The organism is Sinorhizobium chiapasense, from assembly GCF_036488675.1.
GTDB lineage: Bacteria > Pseudomonadota > Alphaproteobacteria > Rhizobiales > Rhizobiaceae > Sinorhizobium > Sinorhizobium chiapasense.
Genome location: NZ_CP133148.1, coordinates 572,279 through 589,791, shown reverse-complemented (window position 1 = coordinate 589,791; position 17,513 = coordinate 572,279). Strand labels below are relative to the sequence as shown.

The following is a 17,513-nucleotide window of genomic DNA, read 5'->3' as shown; positions in this document are numbered from 1 at the left end:
ATGCACAGCCTGGGCGCAGGCACGCCGCGTGCGTCCCAACGACACCGACATCAATCGTTTTCCGGATCGAGCAGGCGATGCATATGGACGATGAAATAGCGCATATGGGCGTTGTCGACCGTCATCTGCGCCTTGGCCTTCCAGGCGGCATGGGCGCTGTCGTAGTCGGGAAATATGCCGACGATATCGAGCTTTTCCAGATCGCGGAACTGGACGTTGGTAAGCGTTGTCAGCTCGCCGCCGAAGACGAGGTGCAAACGTTGCTTTTTCGCGGAGTCTTGAGCCATCGTAATTCCATTTTGTCTTGAAGCGTGTTGATTTGCGGCATTCGCCTCCAAAGGTCAATGGGGCTCCAACGGGCGGGAGGCGGCCAGCAAGGCCGGCAGTGCCGGCTTCGAGGCAGCGCTAAGAATGCCGTGCGTAACAATGGGGCGATTATAGGACAAAGGCAGGCCGTCGAGCCCGCAGAGCGCACCGCCCGCCCGGGCAAGGATGAGATCGGCAGCGGCGAGGTCCCAGTCGTGCGAGTTCTTTTTGACGATCGTTCCGTCGATCCGTCCATCCGCGATCATCGCCAGCCGGTATGCAAGCGACGGCACATGCGGGATCCGCGCGATTTCTTCGCGATAGGGCGAAGCCAACTTGCCGACAAGGTCCTCGGCCATCGCGACCTTCAGAGTCTGCTGACGCTCGGGCACGCGCACAGCGATCACGGCGCCATTCTTTCGCGCCTCGCCATCGCGGGTCGCCTGAAATACCTCGTCGAGCGCCGGCGCATAGAGCACGGCCGCGACAGGCTGGCCGCGCTGGACGACGGCGACGCTCACACACCAAAGGTCGCGGCCGGCGATGAAGGCGCGTGTCCCATCGATGGGATCGACCACGAAGACGCTCTCCCGGGAGAGGCGGCTTTCGTCGTCATCGGTCTCCTCGGAGAGCCAGCCATAGTCGGGGCGCGCACCAAGCAACCTTCCCTTGAGGATGTCGTTGGCGGCGAGGTCCGCCTCGCTCACCGGAGAACGGCCCTCGTTCTTCCAGTGCACGTCAAAGGTCTTGCGAAAATATCCGAGCGCCGTGTCGCCTGCGGCGATCGCCGCAGCGAGGATCAGCTCAAGGTCCTCGCTCCAGGCGGGCGCGAGCGGTCGGGCTGTTTCTGACATTCAACTCCATACGCGCGGAACCGGCCCGCGCGCCTCAATGTTGGTGGAACACGCCGCCCGCGATCAGGTTCCGGCGAGCGTCATGCCTTCGATGGCAAGGGTCGGCGCGGCAATGCCGAATTTCCTGTCGATATCGTCGGCAGGCGTCAAGGCCATGAACATTTGCTTGAGATTGGAAGCGATCGTTACCTCGGATACGGGGAAGGTGATTTCGCCGTTCTCGATCCAGAAACCGGAAGCGCCGCGGCTGTATTCCCCCGTCACCATGTTCACGCCCTGGCCGATGAGCTCGGTGACATAGAAACCGGTTCCGACGCTCTTTATCAGATCGTCGCGCGAGATCGTTCCTGGCTCAAGGGCGAGATTGGTCGAGGCGGGATTGACCGTGGGGCCGCCCCGAACGCCGCGACCATTGGTTTCAAGACCCAGTTCCTTGGCCGCCGAGGTCGACAGGAACCAGTGCTGCAGCACACCGTCCTCGACTATCGACAGTTTCGCGCCGCTCACTCCTTCGCCATCGAAGGGGCGCGACGAAGCGCCACGGACGATCAGCGGATCATCGGTCACTTCAATGCCCGCCTTCATGATCTGCTTGCCCATCATGTCACGCAGGAAGCTCGTCTTGCGTGCCACCGACGCGCCGTTGATCGCACCGGCCAGATGACCGACGAAACCGCGTGCAATGCGCGGGTCGAAAACGACGGTGACGTTTTTCGCGGTCGGAACTTGGCGCGGGTTGAGGCGCGCAACCGCCCTTTCGCCGGCGACGCGGCCAATGTCCTCGGCCGTTCGCAAATCATCGAAATAGAGGCGGCTATCGAAATCGTAGTCGCGCTCCATCTTTGTGCCCTGGCCGGCGATGGCGCTGACGGAGCGACCGAAACGGGTTGCCATGTAGGAGCCCGAGAAGCCATGCGAGGTGGCCAGAACGAGCCCGCCCATGCCGGCCGAGGCACCGGCACCGCTTGAGTTGGTGACGCCCGACACGGCAAGGGCCGCCTCCTCGGCGGCAAGCGCAGCCTCGGTCAACGCTTCGGTCGATACGGCGCTGCCATCGAACAGATCAAGGTCCGGGTAGGATGTCGCAAGCCGGTCGGCGTCCGCGAGCGACGCATACGGGTCCTCCGGCGACGCCTTGGCCATCGCGACCGCGCGCTCCGCAAGCACCTTCAGATCGAAGCCAGGATTGGCCGAGACGCTTGCGACCCGGCGCCCGACGAAGACCCTGAGCGAAAAATCATCGCTTTCGGAGGCCTCCGTCGCTTCGACCTTGCCAAGGCGGACAGAAACGGAACGGGAGCGGCCGCGTACGACCACCGCATCCGCGGCTTCCGCGCCGGCCCGGCGGGCAAGGTCGACGAGTTCGGCGGCTTGCTTCTCCAGCGCAGCGGAATCGATCATCTCAGACATGATTTGGCCTTTCATTCCTGCCCCATTTATTGTGCACTGAACCATGCATCAAGGGTATCTTCGTGATTCCCGTCCCAGCATCCAAATGATATCCGGCGGAAGGCCCTGCGTGCGGGGCCTGCCGCAGCCGTGACAGCGAGAGCATCGAGCATGCAAACGACATCGTTTCTCTATACCCAGGCGCTAATGCTGCTCGGCGGCGCCGTGATCGCGGCGCCAGTCTTCAAGCGCCTGGGGCTCGGCACGATTCTCGGCTACCTTGCAGCCGGCATCCTGATCGGCCCGGTCGCGCAGACGATCAGGGATGGCGAGGAGATCCTGCACGTTTCGGAACTCGGCGTCGTGTTCCTGCTCTTTGTCATCGGCCTTGAATTGAAGCCATCGCGCCTGTGGCAAATGCGGCGCGATATTTTTGGGCTGGGTGCTGCACAGGTTGTCCTGACCGGTCTCGCTCTGTCCTTCGTGATCGCATTCGCCGGCCTTCTCGAATGGAGGGGAAGCATCATTGCCGGCTTCGGGCTTGCCCTCTCGTCGACGGCCTTTGCAATGCAGATCCTCGACGAGAGCAACGACACGAATACGCGATACGGCCAGCGCGCCTTTTCCATCCTGCTGCTGCAGGACCTGGCGATCGTTCCGCTGCTCGCCCTGATCCCCTTGATGGCAGCGCAGGCACCGGAAGACGCGACGACGCCGTTTCAGGACTTCGCGATTGCGGTCAGCGCCGTCGCCGTTCTCTTCTTCGCGGGCCGTTATCTGCTCAATCCGCTCTTCCAGGTGATCGCCCGCACCGGAGCTCGCGATGTCATGATCGCGGCAGCCCTTCTCGTCGTCATGGGTGCGGCGACAATGATGCAGCTTGCCGGTCTTTCCATGGCGATGGGCGCCTTTCTCGCCGGCGTGCTTCTGGCGGAATCGTCCTATCGCCATGAACTCGAAGCCGACATCGAACCCTTTCGCGGCATTCTTCAGGCGTTGTTCTTCATGGCCGTCGGCCTATCGCTGGAACTCGACGTCATCGTTGAAAACTATCTGCTGATCATCGTCGCGGTGCCGTTGCTGATGCTGGTGAAGAGCCTCGTGCTCTACTGGCTCTGCCGCATCACCGGCTCGCGCCACAACGATGCGCTCCGCATCGGCCTTCTTCTGCCCCAGGGCGGCGAATTTGGCTTCGTGCTTTTCACCGCGGCGGCTGCGGCGGGGGTCTTTTCACAGGGAACCTCGTCGCTGCTCGTCGCCATCGTGACGCTCTCGATGGCGCTGACACCTGTCGCAGCCATGCTCTCGAAGCGGCTGATGCACGAGCAGGAGGAAATGGCCGACGAGATCGAGGAGGACTTCGAAGGTGCCGGCGCCGACGTGCTGATGATCGGCTTCTCCCGTTTCGGCCAGATCGCCGCACAGATCCTGCTCGCCGGCGGCCGCGACGTGACCATCATCGATCATTCCGCCGCGCGCGTGCGCCAGGCCGCAACCTTCGGCTTTCGCATCTATTTCGGCGATGGCACCCGGCTTGACGTACTGCGGGCGGCCGGCATAGAGCGCGCAAAGCTCGTCGCGGTCTGCACGCAGAAGAAGGAAACGACGGACAGGATCATCAGTCTCGTCCAGGCCGAGTACCCGAACGCCCGTATCTTCGCCCGTTCCTACGACCGGCTGCACACGCTGGAACTGCGCGCACGGGGCGTCGACTACGAACTGCGCGAAACCTTCGAATCCGGACTTCTCTTTGGTCGCAAGACGCTGGAAGCGCTGGGTGTCGGCAACGAAGATGCAATCGCCATCATGGACGATATCCGCCGTCGCGACGAAGCGCGGCTCGTTCTGCAGGAAGCCGAGGGCATCACCGCGGGCCGCGACATGCTGCACTCGCGGCCGGTCAGGCCGGAGCCGTTGGTCAAACCAAAACGTGAAGTGAACCACTCCGCCGACACCGAGGAGCGGATCCTGCCGACCCTTCCGGCGGAAGATCGGCAGCAGGACGAAACGTTGGCGCAGAGCGACTGACAGAGGCCTCGCTTACAAGCAATTCTCCTGCATGTATCCTTAAATCGTAGCCGATTTGAGGATAAAAACATGCAGCAATTCAAAGTGCTACAGCGTCCTTTGCGCGTCTCATAAGACGCGCGGCGCTGTCGGAAAAGTGTGTAAGGGTTTTCCGTCCGGAAATACGCAATTTCAAAGGGCGGACCCGCCTTAGTCGTTCCAGCTCTCGATCCGCTCGGAAAGCGCACGCTTGAATTGCTCCTTGGTACCCGCCGTCGCGGCGAGGACCTCGTAGGCGCGCAAGAAATCGAGGACACGGAAGCGCCCGACATCGGGGCGCAGCAGTAGGTCGGGTGCGCCGTTTTTCATCTTCATCGCTATGATGGATTGCATCATCAGTTGGCTTGCGCCGAACAGGCTGTCGATACGGCTCGGTATGGTTCGCCCGTCGCCGTCCGGGCCGCCGACGACATCGATGGCGACGACGATGTCGGCCAGGCCGCGCAAGTGGTCGAACGGGATCGGATTGTAGATGCCGCCGTCGATCATCACGCGGCCATCGATTTTCACCGGCGTGAACACGGCCGGCAGGGCAGCGGAGGCGGCAAGCGCCCTGTGAAGGTCACCGCTTTCACAAACGCGTTCCGTCTGGCCATAGTAGTCCGTCGCCATGACTTTCAACGGGATCAGCAGATCGGAAAAGCGGCTCGGGATCGCCTCGGGCAGAAAGGCCTTCAGGACCCGCTCGATGTTGAACTGGCCGAAGCGGAAGCCGCTCGACATCGCCTCGGCAAGACTGGCCGGCCGCAGCTGCCACAGCCGGTTAAGCACTTCGCCGCGATGGCCGACGGTCGACAGAACATGATGCCGTATCTCTTCCCCGCGCATCCCCGCCGCCATGCCGGCGCCCATGAGTGCTCCGATCGACGAGCCGGCGATCGCGACGGGCTGAATACCCATCTCGTCGAGGGCTTCGATGATGTGGATATGCGCAAGCCCCCGTGCGCCCCCGCCTCCGAGCGCGAGCGCAACCGAGGGGCTTCGCCTCGCGGAAGGCTTCGCGATTTCAGAAAGGGTATCCTTCCTCATCACGCTCGTCTCCATTCATCCGACGGGCACTCGATCGGTCGCCGCACGCGGGTCTACAGCGACGCGCGTCCAATCGGACGCGCAAAGGTCGCTGTAGCACTTTGAATTGCTGCATGATTTTGTCCTTAAATCGATTCCGATTTAAGGAATCATGCAGTAGTCAATCGCCGCGGAATCGGTAGAAATGCATCCGCGTGTCACCGAATGCGCGCACATCGAGCGGCTCGAACTCGACCGGCGGCCGCGGCTCAACGTCGGCGCGTTCCTCCAGAATTGCCAGTGCGCCCGGGACGAGCCACTTGCCCGCCGCGGCGGCTGCAAGTGCGCGCTCGCCGAGCCCCTTGCCATAAGGCGGATCCGCGAAAACCAGGTGAAACGGCTCCATCGTCCCGACCGGCCCGAGATCGGTGGCGTCGCGACGGAATATCTTGGCGCGCCCCTGAAGTCCGAGCGTCTCGATATTGGTCCGAAGCAGCCCCCTGCCCTCGACGGCCTGCTCGACGAAGAGCGCATGCCTGCAGCCGCGCGACAAGGCTTCGAGCCCGACAGCGCCGGTGCCGGCAAAGAGATCGAGTACACGGGTGCCATCGAGCGCTTCCGCATAGGCGTGGCTCAAGATATTGAACAGGCTTTCACGCGTCCGATCGGTGGTCGGACGGATATCGTTGGATTTCGGCGTGGCCAGGGCGCGGCCGCGAAACTCTCCCCCGACGATGCGCACGGCCAATTACTTTCCCTTGCCTCGCGGCTTGCCGCCGCCAGGGCGGCCGCCTGGCTTGCCACCGCCCGGCTTGCCGCCACGAGGGCCGCCGGAGCGCTGGCCGGGCGATTTCCCTACACTGGGCTTGCCGGCGGGCTTTCCGCGAGGCCGGTCACCGGAGGGGCGGTTGCCGCCCTCGCGACCTTGAGGTCGATCGCCTTCGCTGCGGCTTGTCCGCGGTTTTCCGGAGAATGCGCGATTCTCGCCGCCGGCGCGTGCCGGGCGCTCCGCGCGCGTGCGTTCACTGCTTTCGCGCCGCGGTGGCCGATCGCCGTGATCGCGCGATTTCCGCTCTCCTGCGTCAAAGGGCCGACGTCGGTCGAAGCCAGCGTCGCGCGTGTCGTCCTTGCGGCGCACCGGCTCGCTCGCGCTGATCCAGTCCCCATCTTCATCCCCGCGCCTGACGGACGGCCGCGGAGCGCGCTCCGGGCGGGCAGCGCCCTTGGCTGCGGCGCCTTTGCGGTCGGGATCGAACTTTCCCGATGTCTTCGTCGCCAGGCCGTCCTTGGTGCGGCCATAGCGTTTTGTCTTCGGTGCGCCTTCCGGACGCTCGCGTCGAACGGGCGTCGCCGATGGCTCATCCGCCGACTTTGGCTTCTTTTCGGCTATCGGGCGTGCGCCCGGCGCCATCCAGACATTGGCGGTGCGGCTGCGTTTTGCCGGAACCCGAGCCGGACGGTCGGCGGACCTGCCGGCGGGACGCTCACCACGATCGCGGGAGCGGCCTTCGTCGCGACGCGTGTCGAGACGCGCAAGCGCGCGCTCGCGCTTGTCCTCGGGCCTTTCTCGCCTCCCGGCGCGCTCCGGCTTGCCGGCATCCTCCGCAGCCTCGTCGTGATGGTCCCTCTCGGCCGCCGGCTGATCATTGTAGAGAGGCGCGTCGAAATTCGCCTTCGCGTCCTCGATCAGGCGCGGGCCGAGTTGGTCCCTCAGTGTGCGGCCGCGAATTTCCTGAACATGGCCTTCCGGCAGGTCGCCCAGCTGGAAGGGGCCATAGGAAATGCGGATCAGTCGATTGACATCGAGACCAAGCGCGCCGAGCACGTTCTTGATCTCGCGGTTCTTGCCTTCTCGCAGGCCCATGGTGATCCAGACGTTTGATCCCTGAACCCGATCGAGCGTCGCTTCGATTGCCCCGTAGAGCACGCCGTCGACCGCGATGCCATCTTTCAGCCGGTCGAGCGCTTCCTGATCGATCTCGCCGTGCGCGCGCACGCGATATCGACGCAGCCAGCCGGTGGAGGGCAGCTCGAGCACGCGAGCAAGGCCGCCATCATTGGTCAAGAGCAGGAGGCCTTCGGTGTTGATGTCGAGGCGGCCGATCGAAAGCACGCGCGGCAGCCCTTCCGGCAAGTTCTCGAAAACCGTCGGTCGGCCTTCCGGATCGGCATTGGTCGTCACCAACCCGGCGGGCTTGTGATAAAGCCAGAGACGCGTGCGCTCGATGCCGCGGATCGGATGACCGTCGACCTCGATGCTGTCGGCAAGCGTTGCGTTGACGACAGGCGTGTCGAGCACGACACCGTTGAGCTTGACGCGCCCTTCCATGATCATCCGCTCGACGTCGCGGCGGGAGGCAACGCCGGCGCGCGAGAGGATCTTCGAGATGCGCTGCGGCTCATCCGCACCGGGCGCGGCTACAGCCGGCCGGGCCTTGGCGGACGCGGTGGCGCCGGCCTTCTTGTCACCGGAACGAGGTTTCTTTTCCCGGCCGTTGGTCTTGCCGCCGGGCCGCGTGGACTTGTCTTTGGATGTCATTTGTGTTGCCTGCCTTTTGCGGCTGTCCTATCAGGTCAAGCGCCGTGGGTTAAGAGAAATTATTGATCGAGCGATGACGGATACGACACGCTTCATGGATGCGGCCCTCGAAGAGGCCCGGAAAGCGGCAGCACGCGGCGAAGTGCCGATCGGCGCCGTCGTCGTGCTCGACGGCAAGATCGTCGCCGCTGCCGGAAACCGCACGCGCGAACTGAACGATGTTACCGCCCATGCCGAGATCGAGGCGATCCGCCAGGCCGCCGCCCGCGTCGGCGACGAACGGCTGGTGGGTGCGGACCTCTACGTCACGCTGGAACCCTGCACTATGTGCGCCGCGGCGATCTCCTTCGCCCGAATACGCCGCCTCTATTACGGCGCGGAGGACCCGAAGGGCGGCGCGGTGGACAGCGGCGTCAGGTTCTATGCGTCGCCCACGTGCCATCACGTCCCGGACGTCTATTCCGGCCTTGCCGAACGGGAAGCCGCCGATATCCTTCGCGATTTCTTTGCCGGCAAGCGCTGACCGGCGCAGCGGTTAATCGTCAGCAAGCGCCTTCAGCGCGGCTCCTGCAAGCCGATAGCGCTTCCATTCCGACATGGGCTCCGCGCCGACTGCCTCGTAAACACGGATAGCCGGCTCGTTCCAATCGAGAACGCTCCATTCGAAGCGGCCGCATCCTTCCGCAATGGCGATGCGCGCGAGATGCTTCAGAAGCAGTTTGCCGGCGCCCGAACCGCGGTATTCGGGCGTGACATAGAGGTCTTCGAGATAAAGACCCTTGCGCGCTTGCCAGGTGGAAAAGCTGTAGAACCAGATGGCGAAGCCGGCAGGCACGCCGTCGACCTCGCAGATAACCGCATGGGTGATGGCGTCCGGACCGAAAAGCGACGCTTGCAAGCGCTCGACGGTCGCCTCGACCTCATGCCCCGCCTTTTCGTAGATCGCGAGCTCGGTGATGAAGCGCAGAATCGTCTCTGCGTCTTCCGGCACGGCGTTGCGAATGCTGGCTGCCATGGCTTAGAACGGCCACCACCACTTGGTGCCGCTGTTTGCGATCTGCGCGTCCTTCTTGCGGCGGCGCTCCTTCACCTTTTCCGGCTCGCCGAGGTCCGTTTCGGCGCCCTCCGGAAGGCGGCGATAATCGAGCGGCGGATCGCTCAAGAAGCGACGCTTGTCCGAATACGCGCCCATCTCGATCTTGCGGGCCTCCCGATACGCCTCCTGCTGTTCCTTGGCCGAAAGACGGCGGCCATTGGCGCTCGCCTTCGCCAATGGCGAGACATAGTTGGGATCGTTCTTGTTGGCGTCGGCCTCGTCACGCAGGCGCTCGCGCGTTTCCTCAGGCGACTCGACCCACTGCGGATTGGTCTCGCGGCTCGCCAGCGACTGCTGCGGTTCGATGAGAGCCGTCTGCTGCCCCTGCGGCGGCAGCACGAGCGCCGGGCGGGGTTGATATTTGACCGGATCGCGCTTCGGCGGGGCAAGGCTCACAGCGCTGCCAAGGTCGTCGAGCAGATGTTCGCCGGCCGTCTTGTCCGTACCATAGGTTGGACCGCCGATGCAGCCCGAAAGCACCAAGCCGCCGGCCACGATAGCGGCAATGCTGGCGACAACTCGCAACTCTCGCGTCATTTCCATGAATTTCCTTCCAGCCAGCCGCACCCCACATGCCGCGGCCACTCAGCGCCCCCTTGGCCGAAAAATCCGCCAAATTTCGGGCAGGTTGTACCGGATGAACGCGGCAAGCGCAATTCACCCGGCAAAACGATGCGTCAAGGCTTGAATCCAAGCTCTCTCAGGGCGGCCGCGTCGCGAGCGGAAACGTCCGGATAGAGCGGATCGGAGCCGACATCCGTGGTGATTCGCCAGGAGCGAGCGCATTTCTCGCCCTCGGCCAGCCTCGGCTCGACGCTGACCTTGGCGACGTCCGGCAACGCGAAGGCATCGGCCGGCCCCTCGGAGCCAACGACCTCGATCGCCGACGTGATGCAGATCTCGGCAAAATCCTGGCCGTCGAGCGCCTGGCGCAAATCCGCATCCGCAACGTGCACGACAGGCGCCGCTTCCAGCGACGAGCCGATACGCTTGTCCTTGCGCTCGATTTCGAGTGCGCCGGTCACGACCTTGCGCACTTCACGGATCTTGCGCCACTTCTCGGCAAGCGCATCGTTGCGCCACTCCGCCGGCACGGTCGGGAACTGCTCCAGATGCACCGAGACGGCTTCCGGGTTGCGAGAGAGCCAGGCTTCCTCGGTGGTGAAGGGCAGCATCGGAGCGAGCCAGGTCACCAGGCAATCGAACAGCGTGCGGATGACCTGCAGTGCGGCGCGGCGGCGGACCGAGGACGGTGCGTCGCAGTAGAGCGCGTCCTTGCGGATATCGAAGTAGAAGGCCGACAGTTCGACATTCGAGAAATCGATAAGCGCACGGGCGATCCGCTTGAAGTCGAAGGCGTCGTAGCCTTCGCGCACCAGCCGGTCCAGTTCGGCCAGCCGGTGCAGCATCAACTGTTCGAGTTCCGGCATGTCGGAAAGGGCGATCGCCTCGCCCTTGTCATGAGCGAGCGTGCCGAGCATCCAGCGGATGGTGTTCCTGAGCTTGCGATAGGCGTCGATGTTAGTCTGGATGATCGTCTTGCCGAGACGCTGATCCTCCCAATAATCCGTCGTCATCACCCAGAGCCGCAGGATGTCGGCACCGGCATCCTTCATCACCTCCTGCGGTGTGACGGTGTTGCCCTTCGACTTCGACATCTTCTCGCCCTTCTCATCCATGGTGAAGCCATGGGTGACGACGGCGTTGTAGGGCGCACGGCCGCGCGTCGCGCAGCTTTCAAGCAGCGACGAGTGGAACCAGCCGCGGTGCTGGTCGGAGCCCTCGAGGTAGACATCGGCCGGCCATTTCAGGTCGGGACGATCCTCCAGCGTGAAGGTATGGGTCGAACCGGAATCGAACCAGACATCGAGAATGTCCATGACCTGATGCCACTTGGCATGGTCATGATCGTTGCCGAGGAAACGCTCCTTGGCGCCTTCGGCGAACCAGGCGTCGGCGCCCTCCTTTTCGAAGGCCTCGAGGATGCGCGCGTTAACGGCGTCATCGATGAGGATTTCGCCCTGGTCGTCGGCGAAGATCGCGATCGGCACGCCCCAGGCGCGTTGGCGCGAAAGCACCCAGTCCGGCCGCTGCTCGATCATCGCACGCAGACGGTTCTGGCCGGCACCGGGCACGAAGCGGGTGCCGTCGATCGCCTTCAAGGCACGCGAGCGCAGCGTCGTGCCGTCCCCGAAGTCCTTGTCCATGTAGACAAACCACTGCGGCGTGTTGCGGAAAATGACCGGCTTCTTCGACCGCCAGGAATGTGGATAGGAGTGCTTCAAGCGGCCACGAGCAAAGAGCGTGTGGCGGGCGATCAGCGCCTTGATCACGCGATCGTTGGCATCGCCCTTCTTGCCCTTGTCGTCGATGACGCGACCTGCGCCACCTTCCGCATCCGGGCCGAAGCCGGGAGCATCGGCGGTGAAATAGCCGGCATCGTCGACCGTGAACGGGATCGCAGAGGAGATGCCGCGCGCTTCGAGTGCGCGGGCGCTGTCCATCCAGGCGTCAAAGTCTTCGCGGCCGTGGCCGGGGGCCGTGTGAACGAAGCCAGTGCCGGCATCGTCCGTCACGTGATCCCCGTCGAGCAACGGCACATGGAAGGCATAGCCGCCACCGAGACCGTGGAGCGGATGGGCGCAGGTGATCGCCCCGAGCTCGTCTGCTTCGACGTCGCGGACGAAGTTGAACGTCACCTTCGCCTTGGCAGCCGACTCCTCGGCAAGACGCTTGGCGAAGATCAGCTTTTCGCCCGGTTGCGGGCCGTAGTCGTTTTCGGCCGTCGCGACCTCATAGAGGCCATAGGCGTAACGGGACGAATAGGCGATCGCACGATTGCCGGGGATCGTCCAGGGCGTGGTGGTCCAGATCACGACAAAGGCACCGGCCAATGCATCCGGGCCTTCTGTGATCGGGAACTTTACCCAGATCATGTCGCTTTCGACATCGGCATACTCGACCTCGGCCTCGGCGAGCGCGGTGCGTTCGACAACCGACCACATGACCGGCTTCGAACCACGATAGAGCTGGCCGGCCTTGGCGATCTTCATCAACTCGCCTGCGATACGCGCTTCCGCGTGGAAGTTCATCGTCGTGTAGGGCCGCTCGAAATCACCTTCGATGCCAAGGCGCTTGAACTCCTCGGTCTGAACCTCGATCCAGCCGCTGGCGAAATCACGGCACTCCTTGCGGAACTCGTTGACCGGAACCTCGTCCTTGTTCTTGCCCTTCTCGCGGTACTTCTCCTCGATCTTCCATTCGATCGGCAGGCCGTGGCAGTCCCAGCCCGGCACGTAGTTGGCGTCGAAGCCGCGCATCTGGAACGAGCGGTTGATCACGTCCTTGAGGATCTTGTTGAGCGCATGGCCGATATGGATGTTGCCGTTGGCATAGGGCGGGCCGTCATGCAGGACGAACTTCTCGCGGCCAGCGGCGGAAGCGCGGAGCTTCTTGTAGAGGCCCATCTTCTGCCAGCGGGCAACCGTCTCCGGCTCCTTCTGCGGCAGACCGGCGCGCATCGGAAACTCCGTCTGCGGCAGATAGAGGGTGGAGGAATAATCGATCTTTTCAGCGGTCTCTGTCATGGTCTTTGCGTTCGTATTTTCCGCGCGGGTATTGTCACGCATGCGGAACGGGTCTCTGTCTCAAAGATGACTTGGGGGGCGTGAAAAACGCCAAAATCCCGGACCCGCCGGCGGTCTAGCGCGCGCGGAGGGCCGGGCCAATAATTCGCTGATCGACGATCAATCGACGGTGCCGGGTCATAGTGCCCGGTTCTTTAAGGCGTTTTCAGCCTTTTGAAAAGGTCCGCCAGCGTCGCTGGGCCGAATTCTTTGGCTCAGGAAAGGACGAGCGTCCTCCCATCAGCACTCAGGCAAAATTGAGCCTCCGGTCGATCTCGCTCAAGGGCTGCACGCCGGAAAGGAGCAGGCGCGCCTCTTCCTCGTCGCGCTTGATCTGCGCCATCAGCGGCTCCAACCCATCGAACTTGAGCTCGTCGCGGAGGTGACCGAAGAAGGAAACGCTGCAGACTTCGCCGTAAAGGTCACCGGAATAGTCGAAGACGAAGGTCTCGAGCAGCGGTTCGCCATCGCTGTCGACAGTCGGGCGGCGGCCGAAGCTTGCGACGCCGCCGTAGAGAGAACCGTCCGGACGACGGAACCGCACGGCGTAGATGCCATTCTTGAGCTCCGCTTCCGGCGGCAGCCTCATGTTGGCGGTCGGAAAGCCGAGCGCGCGGCCGAGCTGCTTGCCGCCGATCACTTCCGCTTCGACGGTATAGCGATAGCCAAGGAGTCCGGCAGCGTGCACGACGTCGCCTTCGGCGAGCAACGAACGGATGAAGCTCGACGATATCACTGAGGCATTTTCATCGCGGAAGGCATCGACGAGCGTGACGCCAAACCCCTCCCGCTCGCCGGCCGCCATCAGGAATGCCGGGCCGCCTTCGCGCCCCTTGCCGAAATGGAAGTCGAAGCCGGTGACCACATGGGACGCATGCAGCCATTCGCGCAAAATGCGATGGATGAAGTCGGACGCGGAAAGCTGGGAGAAGGTTCGGTCAAAGGGGTATTCGATGACGGCGCCAAAACCCATGCCTTCGAGGATGCTGGCCTTGAGCGGCGCGGGTGTCAGACGAAAGACCGGCGTGTCCGGCCTAAAGACGGTGCGCGGATGCGGCTCGAAAGTCAGGACAAGCGCCGGAACGCCGCGTATTGCCGCTTCTTCCAGCGCCCTGTTCAAGACCGACTGATGGCCGCGATGAACGCCATCGAAATTGCCGATTGCGATGACGCCGCCGCGCAGGCGCTCCGGAAGCGGATCACGGGTTTCGTTGCGATGAAAAACCGTCATATCCGTCTTCCCGTCAGCCAAGCCGCGGCATCCACCACTTCGGCGCAGCCCCTTCCCTTTTCAGGAAGGCAGCAAGTTTCGCCTCGTCGGTGCGGCTTTCATGCATGTATTCCTGCGCATGAATGCCTGCGCTGATATAGAGCAGGTCGAAGCCCGCGTCCTGCGCGCCCTTCACATCGGTCGGCATGCCGTCGCCGATCGCGATGACACGCGACAGGTCGAATGCACCGCGCGCGGCCTTCGCTTCAGCCAGGGCGGCGCGGTAGATCGCGATATAGGGCTTGCCCGCAATGCGGGCCTCGCCGCCCAGTTCCTCATAGAGCTTGGCGATGGCACCGGCACAGGGGATCAGCCGATGCCCGCGCTCCACGACGAGGTCGGGATTGGCGCAGATGAACGGGATCTTTCGCTTGGCGAGCCCCGTCAACGTTGCGCGGTAATGTTCGGGCGTTTCGGTTTCATCGTCATAAAAGCCGGCGCAGACGATCGTCTCCGCATCCTCCGCCGCAACGATCTCGGTGCCGAGACCTTCGAGCAACGGAAGATCGCGCTCGGCCCCGATGAAGAAGATGCGTTTCGCAGCCGCCGAGATCAACGCCCGCGTGACGTCGCCAGACGTAACGATGCGGTCGTAGGCTTCGTCCGCAACACCGAGGCCGCGGATCTGCACCTTGACGCCGGGATGAGGCCGCGGCGAATTGGTGATGAGGACGACAGTCAGGCCGCGCGCGCGCGCCTCCGCCAGCGCTTCGCAAGCCGAGGCGAAGGCCTGGACGCCATTGTGAAGAACGCCCCAGACATCGCAGAGCACCACGTCGTATCGGCTGGTGATTTCCCGAAAACTGTTGATCCTTACGGCCATATTGGCTTCCCGCAAACTCGGCTTCTCGGCTCACATCGCAAGGAAGGGCAAAGAATACAAGTCTCGCGCTCAGAAAAACGCCGCGCTTCCCAAGAATTCGGCCGCACAATGTAGCCGACTGCGTCAGAAAGATCTGAGCAGCGGCGCAGATGGCCAAGGTCTGGTAAATTCCGCGCTTCCACCACAACAGCAAGGCGGCAGCGGCGATCGTCAGAAAGAAAAGCCCGCCCCATGTCGACGATCACGAAGCAGCAAAAAATCTCTCGGCCGATCCTTGACTCGTTCAGCGCGCGGTCCTATTTCGGCGGCGCTAGCACTCCTAAGATATGAGTGCTAACACCATCCACCGGGTCGATGAACGATCCGCAATGTCATTTGATCGAGGGATTAGACAATGGCAAGCACCAACTTCCGTCCGCTGCACGACCGCGTTGTCGTCCGCCGCGTCGAGTCTGAGGAAAAGACCAAGGGCGGCATCATCATTCCGGACACCGCAAAGGAAAAGCCGCAGGAAGGCGAAATCGTGGCTGTCGGTTCGGGCGCCCGTGACGAAAGCGGCAAGGTCGTTCCGCTCGATGTCAAGGCTGGCGACCGCGTCCTGTTCGGCAAGTGGTCCGGCACCGAAGTCAAGATCAACGGCGAAGACCTTCTGATCATGAAGGAAGCCGACATCATGGGCATCATCGGCTGATCGGCCGGCACCCTCCAACTTCCGTAATTTGAAACCGGGCCCGTCCCGGAACTTCGAAACCAGGAGCTTTCAAAAATGGCAGCTAAAGAAGTCAAGTTCGGCCGTACCGCGCGCGAAAAGATGCTGCGCGGCGTCGACATCCTCGCCGATGCAGTCAAGGTAACGCTCGGCCCGAAGGGTCGTAACGTCGTTATCGACAAGTCCTTCGGCGCTCCGCGCATCACCAAGGACGGCGTTTCGGTCGCCAAGGAAATCGAACTCGAAGACAAGTTCGAAAACATGGGCGCCCAGATGGTCCGCGAAGTCGCTTCGAAGACCAACGACATCGCCGGCGACGGCACGACCACTGCGACCGTTCTCGCTCAGGCGATCGTTCGCGAAGGCGCCAAGGCAGTTGCTGCCGGCATGAACCCGATGGACCTGAAGCGCGGCATCGACCTCGCCGTTGCCGAAGTCGTCAGGGACCTGCTCGCCAAGTCCAAGAAGATCAACACCTCGGACGAAGTTGCCCAGGTCGGCACGATCTCCGCAAACGGTGAAAAGCAGATCGGCCTCGACATCGCTGAAGCGATGCAGAAGGTCGGCAACGAAGGCGTCATCACGGTTGAAGAAGCCAAGACCGCCGAAACCGAACTCGAAGTCGTCGAAGGCATGCAGTTCGACCGCGGCTACCTGTCGCCCTACTTCGTCACCAACCCGGAAAAGATGGTCGCAGACCTCGAAGACGCTTTCGTTCTCCTGCACGAGAAGAAGCTCTCGAACCTCCAGGCCATGCTCCCGGTTCTCGAAGCCGTCGTCCAGACCGGCAAGCCGCTCCTCATCATCGCCGAAGACGTCGAAGGCGAAGCGCTCGCAACGCTCGTCGTCAACAAGCTGCGTGGCGGCCTGAAGATTGCCGCCGTCAAGGCTCCGGGCTTCGGCGATCGCCGCAAGGCCATGCTCGAAGACATCGCCATCCTGACGGGCGGCACGGTGATCTCGGAAGACCTCGGCATCAAGCTCGAAAACGTCACGCTCGACATGCTCGGCCGTGCGAAGAAGGTTTCGATCTCCAAGGAAAACACGACGATCGTCGACGGCGCCGGCCAGAAGGCCGACATCGAAGGCCGCGTTGCCCAGATCAAAGCCCAGATCGAAGAAACCACCTCTGACTACGACCGCGAGAAGCTGCAGGAGCGCCTTGCCAAGCTCGCTGGCGGCGTTGCCGTCATCCGCGTCGGCGGTGCGACGGAAGTCGAAGTGAAGGAAAAGAAGGACCGCATCGACGACGCCCTCAACGCGACGCGCGCTGCCGTTCAGGAAGGCATCGTAGCGGGCGGCGGCGTTGCCCTGCTGCGTTCGGCTTCCAAGCTGACCGTCAAGGGTGAAAACGACGACCAGGACGCCGGTGTCAACATCGTTCGCCGCGCTCTGCAGGCTCCGGCCCGCCAGATCGTCGAGAACGCCGGTGACGAAGCCTCGATCGTCGTCGGCAAGATCCTTGAGAAGAACACCGACAACTTCGGCTACAACGCGCAAACCGGCGAATATGGCGACATGATCACCATGGGCATCATCGACCCGGTCAAGGTCGTTCGCACCGCTCTGCAGGACGCAGCTTCGGTTGCCTCGCTGCTGATCACCACCGAAGCCATGATCGCCGAGCTGCCGAAGAAGGACGCTCCGGCAATGCCGGGCGGCATGGGCGGCATGGGCGGCATGGACATGATGTGATAAGGCGCAAGCCTTATCACAGTGATGCTCAAAGCATCGCGTGAGTCATTCCGGTACCGGAACTGAAGGGGCGGCTTTCGAGCCGCCCCTTTTGCTTTTTGTCAAACCAAGTGACCGATCCCGAACAACGC

Annotated in this window: 15 protein-coding genes; 4 read left to right on the top strand and 11 right to left on the bottom strand. The window is 63.0% G+C overall.

Features of this window, described 5'->3' with window-relative positions:
* Window positions 1-50: 50 nt before the first annotated feature.
* From RB548_RS02725 to RB548_RS02715, 3 genes are all read right to left on the bottom strand, one after another.
* Complete coding sequence (locus RB548_RS02725; RefSeq protein ID WP_331373522.1) at window positions 51-287, bottom strand: DUF4170 domain-containing protein; 237 nt, start codon at window positions 285-287, stop codon at window positions 51-53.
* 54 nt (window positions 288-341) lie between these two features.
* Complete coding sequence (locus RB548_RS02720) at window positions 342-1,160, bottom strand: 3'(2'),5'-bisphosphate nucleotidase CysQ (RefSeq protein ID WP_331373521.1); 819 nt, start codon at window positions 1,158-1,160, stop codon at window positions 342-344.
* A 63-nt stretch (window positions 1,161-1,223) separates the two neighbouring features.
* Window positions 1,224-2,570: a TldD/PmbA family protein gene (locus RB548_RS02715; RefSeq protein ID WP_331373520.1), complete on the bottom strand. Its 1,347-nt coding sequence runs from the start codon at window positions 2,568-2,570 to the stop codon at window positions 1,224-1,226.
* Window positions 2,571-2,720: 150 nt separating this feature from the next.
* On the opposite strand from RB548_RS02715, the gene RB548_RS02710 reads away from it, so the two are divergent.
* Window positions 2,721-4,577, top strand: coding sequence for a monovalent cation:proton antiporter-2 (CPA2) family protein (locus tag RB548_RS02710; protein WP_331373519.1), 1,857 nt, complete (start codon window positions 2,721-2,723; stop codon window positions 4,575-4,577).
* A 189-nt stretch (window positions 4,578-4,766) separates the two neighbouring features.
* Here RB548_RS02710 and RB548_RS02705 read toward each other — a convergent pair whose 3' ends face one another.
* From RB548_RS02705 to RB548_RS02695, 3 genes are all read right to left on the bottom strand, one after another.
* Window positions 4,767-5,645 carry a patatin-like phospholipase family protein gene (locus RB548_RS02705; RefSeq protein WP_331373518.1) on the bottom strand — a complete coding sequence of 293 codons (879 nt, stop codon included), beginning with the start codon at window positions 5,643-5,645 and terminating at the stop codon, window positions 4,767-4,769.
* A gap of 160 nt (window positions 5,646-5,805) precedes the next feature.
* Window positions 5,806-6,366: a 16S rRNA (guanine(966)-N(2))-methyltransferase RsmD gene (rsmD, locus tag RB548_RS02700; protein WP_331375053.1), complete on the bottom strand. Its 561-nt coding sequence runs from the start codon at window positions 6,364-6,366 to the stop codon at window positions 5,806-5,808.
* Window positions 6,367-6,372: 6 nt separating this feature from the next.
* The gene (locus RB548_RS02695) at window positions 6,373-8,163 is read right to left on the bottom strand and encodes a pseudouridine synthase (RefSeq protein WP_331373517.1); all 1,791 of its coding nucleotides are present in this window, start codon (window positions 8,161-8,163) and stop codon (window positions 6,373-6,375) included.
* A gap of 73 nt (window positions 8,164-8,236) precedes the next feature.
* On the opposite strand from RB548_RS02695, the gene RB548_RS02690 reads away from it, so the two are divergent.
* Window positions 8,237-8,686, top strand: coding sequence for a nucleoside deaminase (locus RB548_RS02690; protein WP_331373516.1), 450 nt, complete (start codon window positions 8,237-8,239; stop codon window positions 8,684-8,686).
* A 12-nt stretch (window positions 8,687-8,698) separates the two neighbouring features.
* On the opposite strand, the gene RB548_RS02685 is transcribed toward RB548_RS02690, so the two are convergent.
* The 5 genes from RB548_RS02685 to RB548_RS02665 all read right to left on the bottom strand — a co-directional run bounded on the left by RB548_RS02685 (window position 8,699) and on the right by RB548_RS02665 (window position 14,978).
* On the bottom strand, window positions 8,699-9,178 hold the full coding sequence (locus RB548_RS02685; protein WP_331373515.1) for a GNAT family N-acetyltransferase: 480 nt from the start codon (window positions 9,176-9,178) through the stop codon (window positions 8,699-8,701).
* 3 nt (window positions 9,179-9,181) lie between these two features.
* A complete protein-coding gene (locus RB548_RS02680; protein ID WP_331373514.1) occupies window positions 9,182-9,802 on the bottom strand; it encodes a hypothetical protein in 621 nt (206 codons plus the stop codon).
* Between the two features lie 134 nt (window positions 9,803-9,936).
* Window positions 9,937-12,846, bottom strand: coding sequence for an isoleucine--tRNA ligase (gene ileS, locus RB548_RS02675; protein WP_331373513.1), 2,910 nt, complete (start codon window positions 12,844-12,846; stop codon window positions 9,937-9,939).
* Window positions 12,847-13,132: 286 nt separating this feature from the next.
* Complete coding sequence (locus tag RB548_RS02670) at window positions 13,133-14,116, bottom strand: bifunctional riboflavin kinase/FAD synthetase (RefSeq protein ID WP_331373512.1); 984 nt, start codon at window positions 14,114-14,116, stop codon at window positions 13,133-13,135.
* Between the two features lie 13 nt (window positions 14,117-14,129).
* Window positions 14,130-14,978, bottom strand: a complete 849-nt coding sequence (locus tag RB548_RS02665; protein ID WP_331373511.1) for a TIGR01459 family HAD-type hydrolase — start codon at window positions 14,976-14,978, stop codon at window positions 14,130-14,132.
* Between the two features lie 394 nt (window positions 14,979-15,372).
* Between RB548_RS02665 and groES the strand changes: the two genes are divergently transcribed.
* Both groES and groL read left to right on the top strand, forming a co-directional pair.
* Window positions 15,373-15,669 (top strand): co-chaperone GroES, encoded by a 297-nt coding sequence (gene groES / locus RB548_RS02660; RefSeq protein WP_012706990.1) that lies wholly within the window; start codon window positions 15,373-15,375, stop codon window positions 15,667-15,669.
* Between the two features lie 75 nt (window positions 15,670-15,744).
* Window positions 15,745-17,382 carry a chaperonin GroEL gene (gene groL, locus RB548_RS02655; RefSeq protein WP_331373510.1) on the top strand — a complete coding sequence of 546 codons (1,638 nt, stop codon included), beginning with the start codon at window positions 15,745-15,747 and terminating at the stop codon, window positions 17,380-17,382.
* The last annotated feature ends 131 nt before the right edge of the window (window positions 17,383-17,513 follow it).

What these genes read in the sequence shown, in the direction of transcription:
- RB548_RS02725 (WP_331373522.1), bottom strand. Translation starts at nt 287, where the DNA reads ATGGCTCAAGACTCCGCGAAAAAGCAACGTTTGCACCTCGTCTTCGGC.
- RB548_RS02720 (WP_331373521.1), bottom strand. Translation starts at nt 1,160, where the DNA reads ATGTCAGAAACAGCCCGACCGCTCGCGCCCGCCTGGAGCGAGGACCTT.
- RB548_RS02715 (WP_331373520.1), bottom strand. Translation starts at nt 2,570, where the DNA reads ATGTCTGAGATGATCGATTCCGCTGCGCTGGAGAAGCAAGCCGCCGAA.
- RB548_RS02710 (WP_331373519.1), top strand. Translation starts at nt 2,721, where the DNA reads ATGCAAACGACATCGTTTCTCTATACCCAGGCGCTAATGCTGCTCGGC.
- RB548_RS02705 (WP_331373518.1), bottom strand. Translation starts at nt 5,645, where the DNA reads ATGAGGAAGGATACCCTTTCTGAAATCGCGAAGCCTTCCGCGAGGCGA.
- RB548_RS02695 (WP_331373517.1), bottom strand. Translation starts at nt 8,163, where the DNA reads ATGACATCCAAAGACAAGTCCACGCGGCCCGGCGGCAAGACCAACGGC.
- RB548_RS02690 (WP_331373516.1), top strand. Translation starts at nt 8,237, where the DNA reads ATGACGGATACGACACGCTTCATGGATGCGGCCCTCGAAGAGGCCCGG.
- RB548_RS02685 (WP_331373515.1), bottom strand. Translation starts at nt 9,178, where the DNA reads ATGGCAGCCAGCATTCGCAACGCCGTGCCGGAAGACGCAGAGACGATT.
- RB548_RS02680 (WP_331373514.1), bottom strand. Translation starts at nt 9,802, where the DNA reads ATGGAAATGACGCGAGAGTTGCGAGTTGTCGCCAGCATTGCCGCTATC.
- ileS (WP_331373513.1), bottom strand. Translation starts at nt 12,846, where the DNA reads ATGACAGAGACCGCTGAAAAGATCGATTATTCCTCCACCCTCTATCTG.
- RB548_RS02670 (WP_331373512.1), bottom strand. Translation starts at nt 14,116, where the DNA reads ATGACGGTTTTTCATCGCAACGAAACCCGTGATCCGCTTCCGGAGCGC.
- RB548_RS02665 (WP_331373511.1), bottom strand. Translation starts at nt 14,978, where the DNA reads ATGGCCGTAAGGATCAACAGTTTTCGGGAAATCACCAGCCGATACGAC.
- groES (WP_012706990.1), top strand. Translation starts at nt 15,373, where the DNA reads ATGGCAAGCACCAACTTCCGTCCGCTGCACGACCGCGTTGTCGTCCGC.
- groL (WP_331373510.1), top strand. Translation starts at nt 15,745, where the DNA reads ATGGCAGCTAAAGAAGTCAAGTTCGGCCGTACCGCGCGCGAAAAGATG.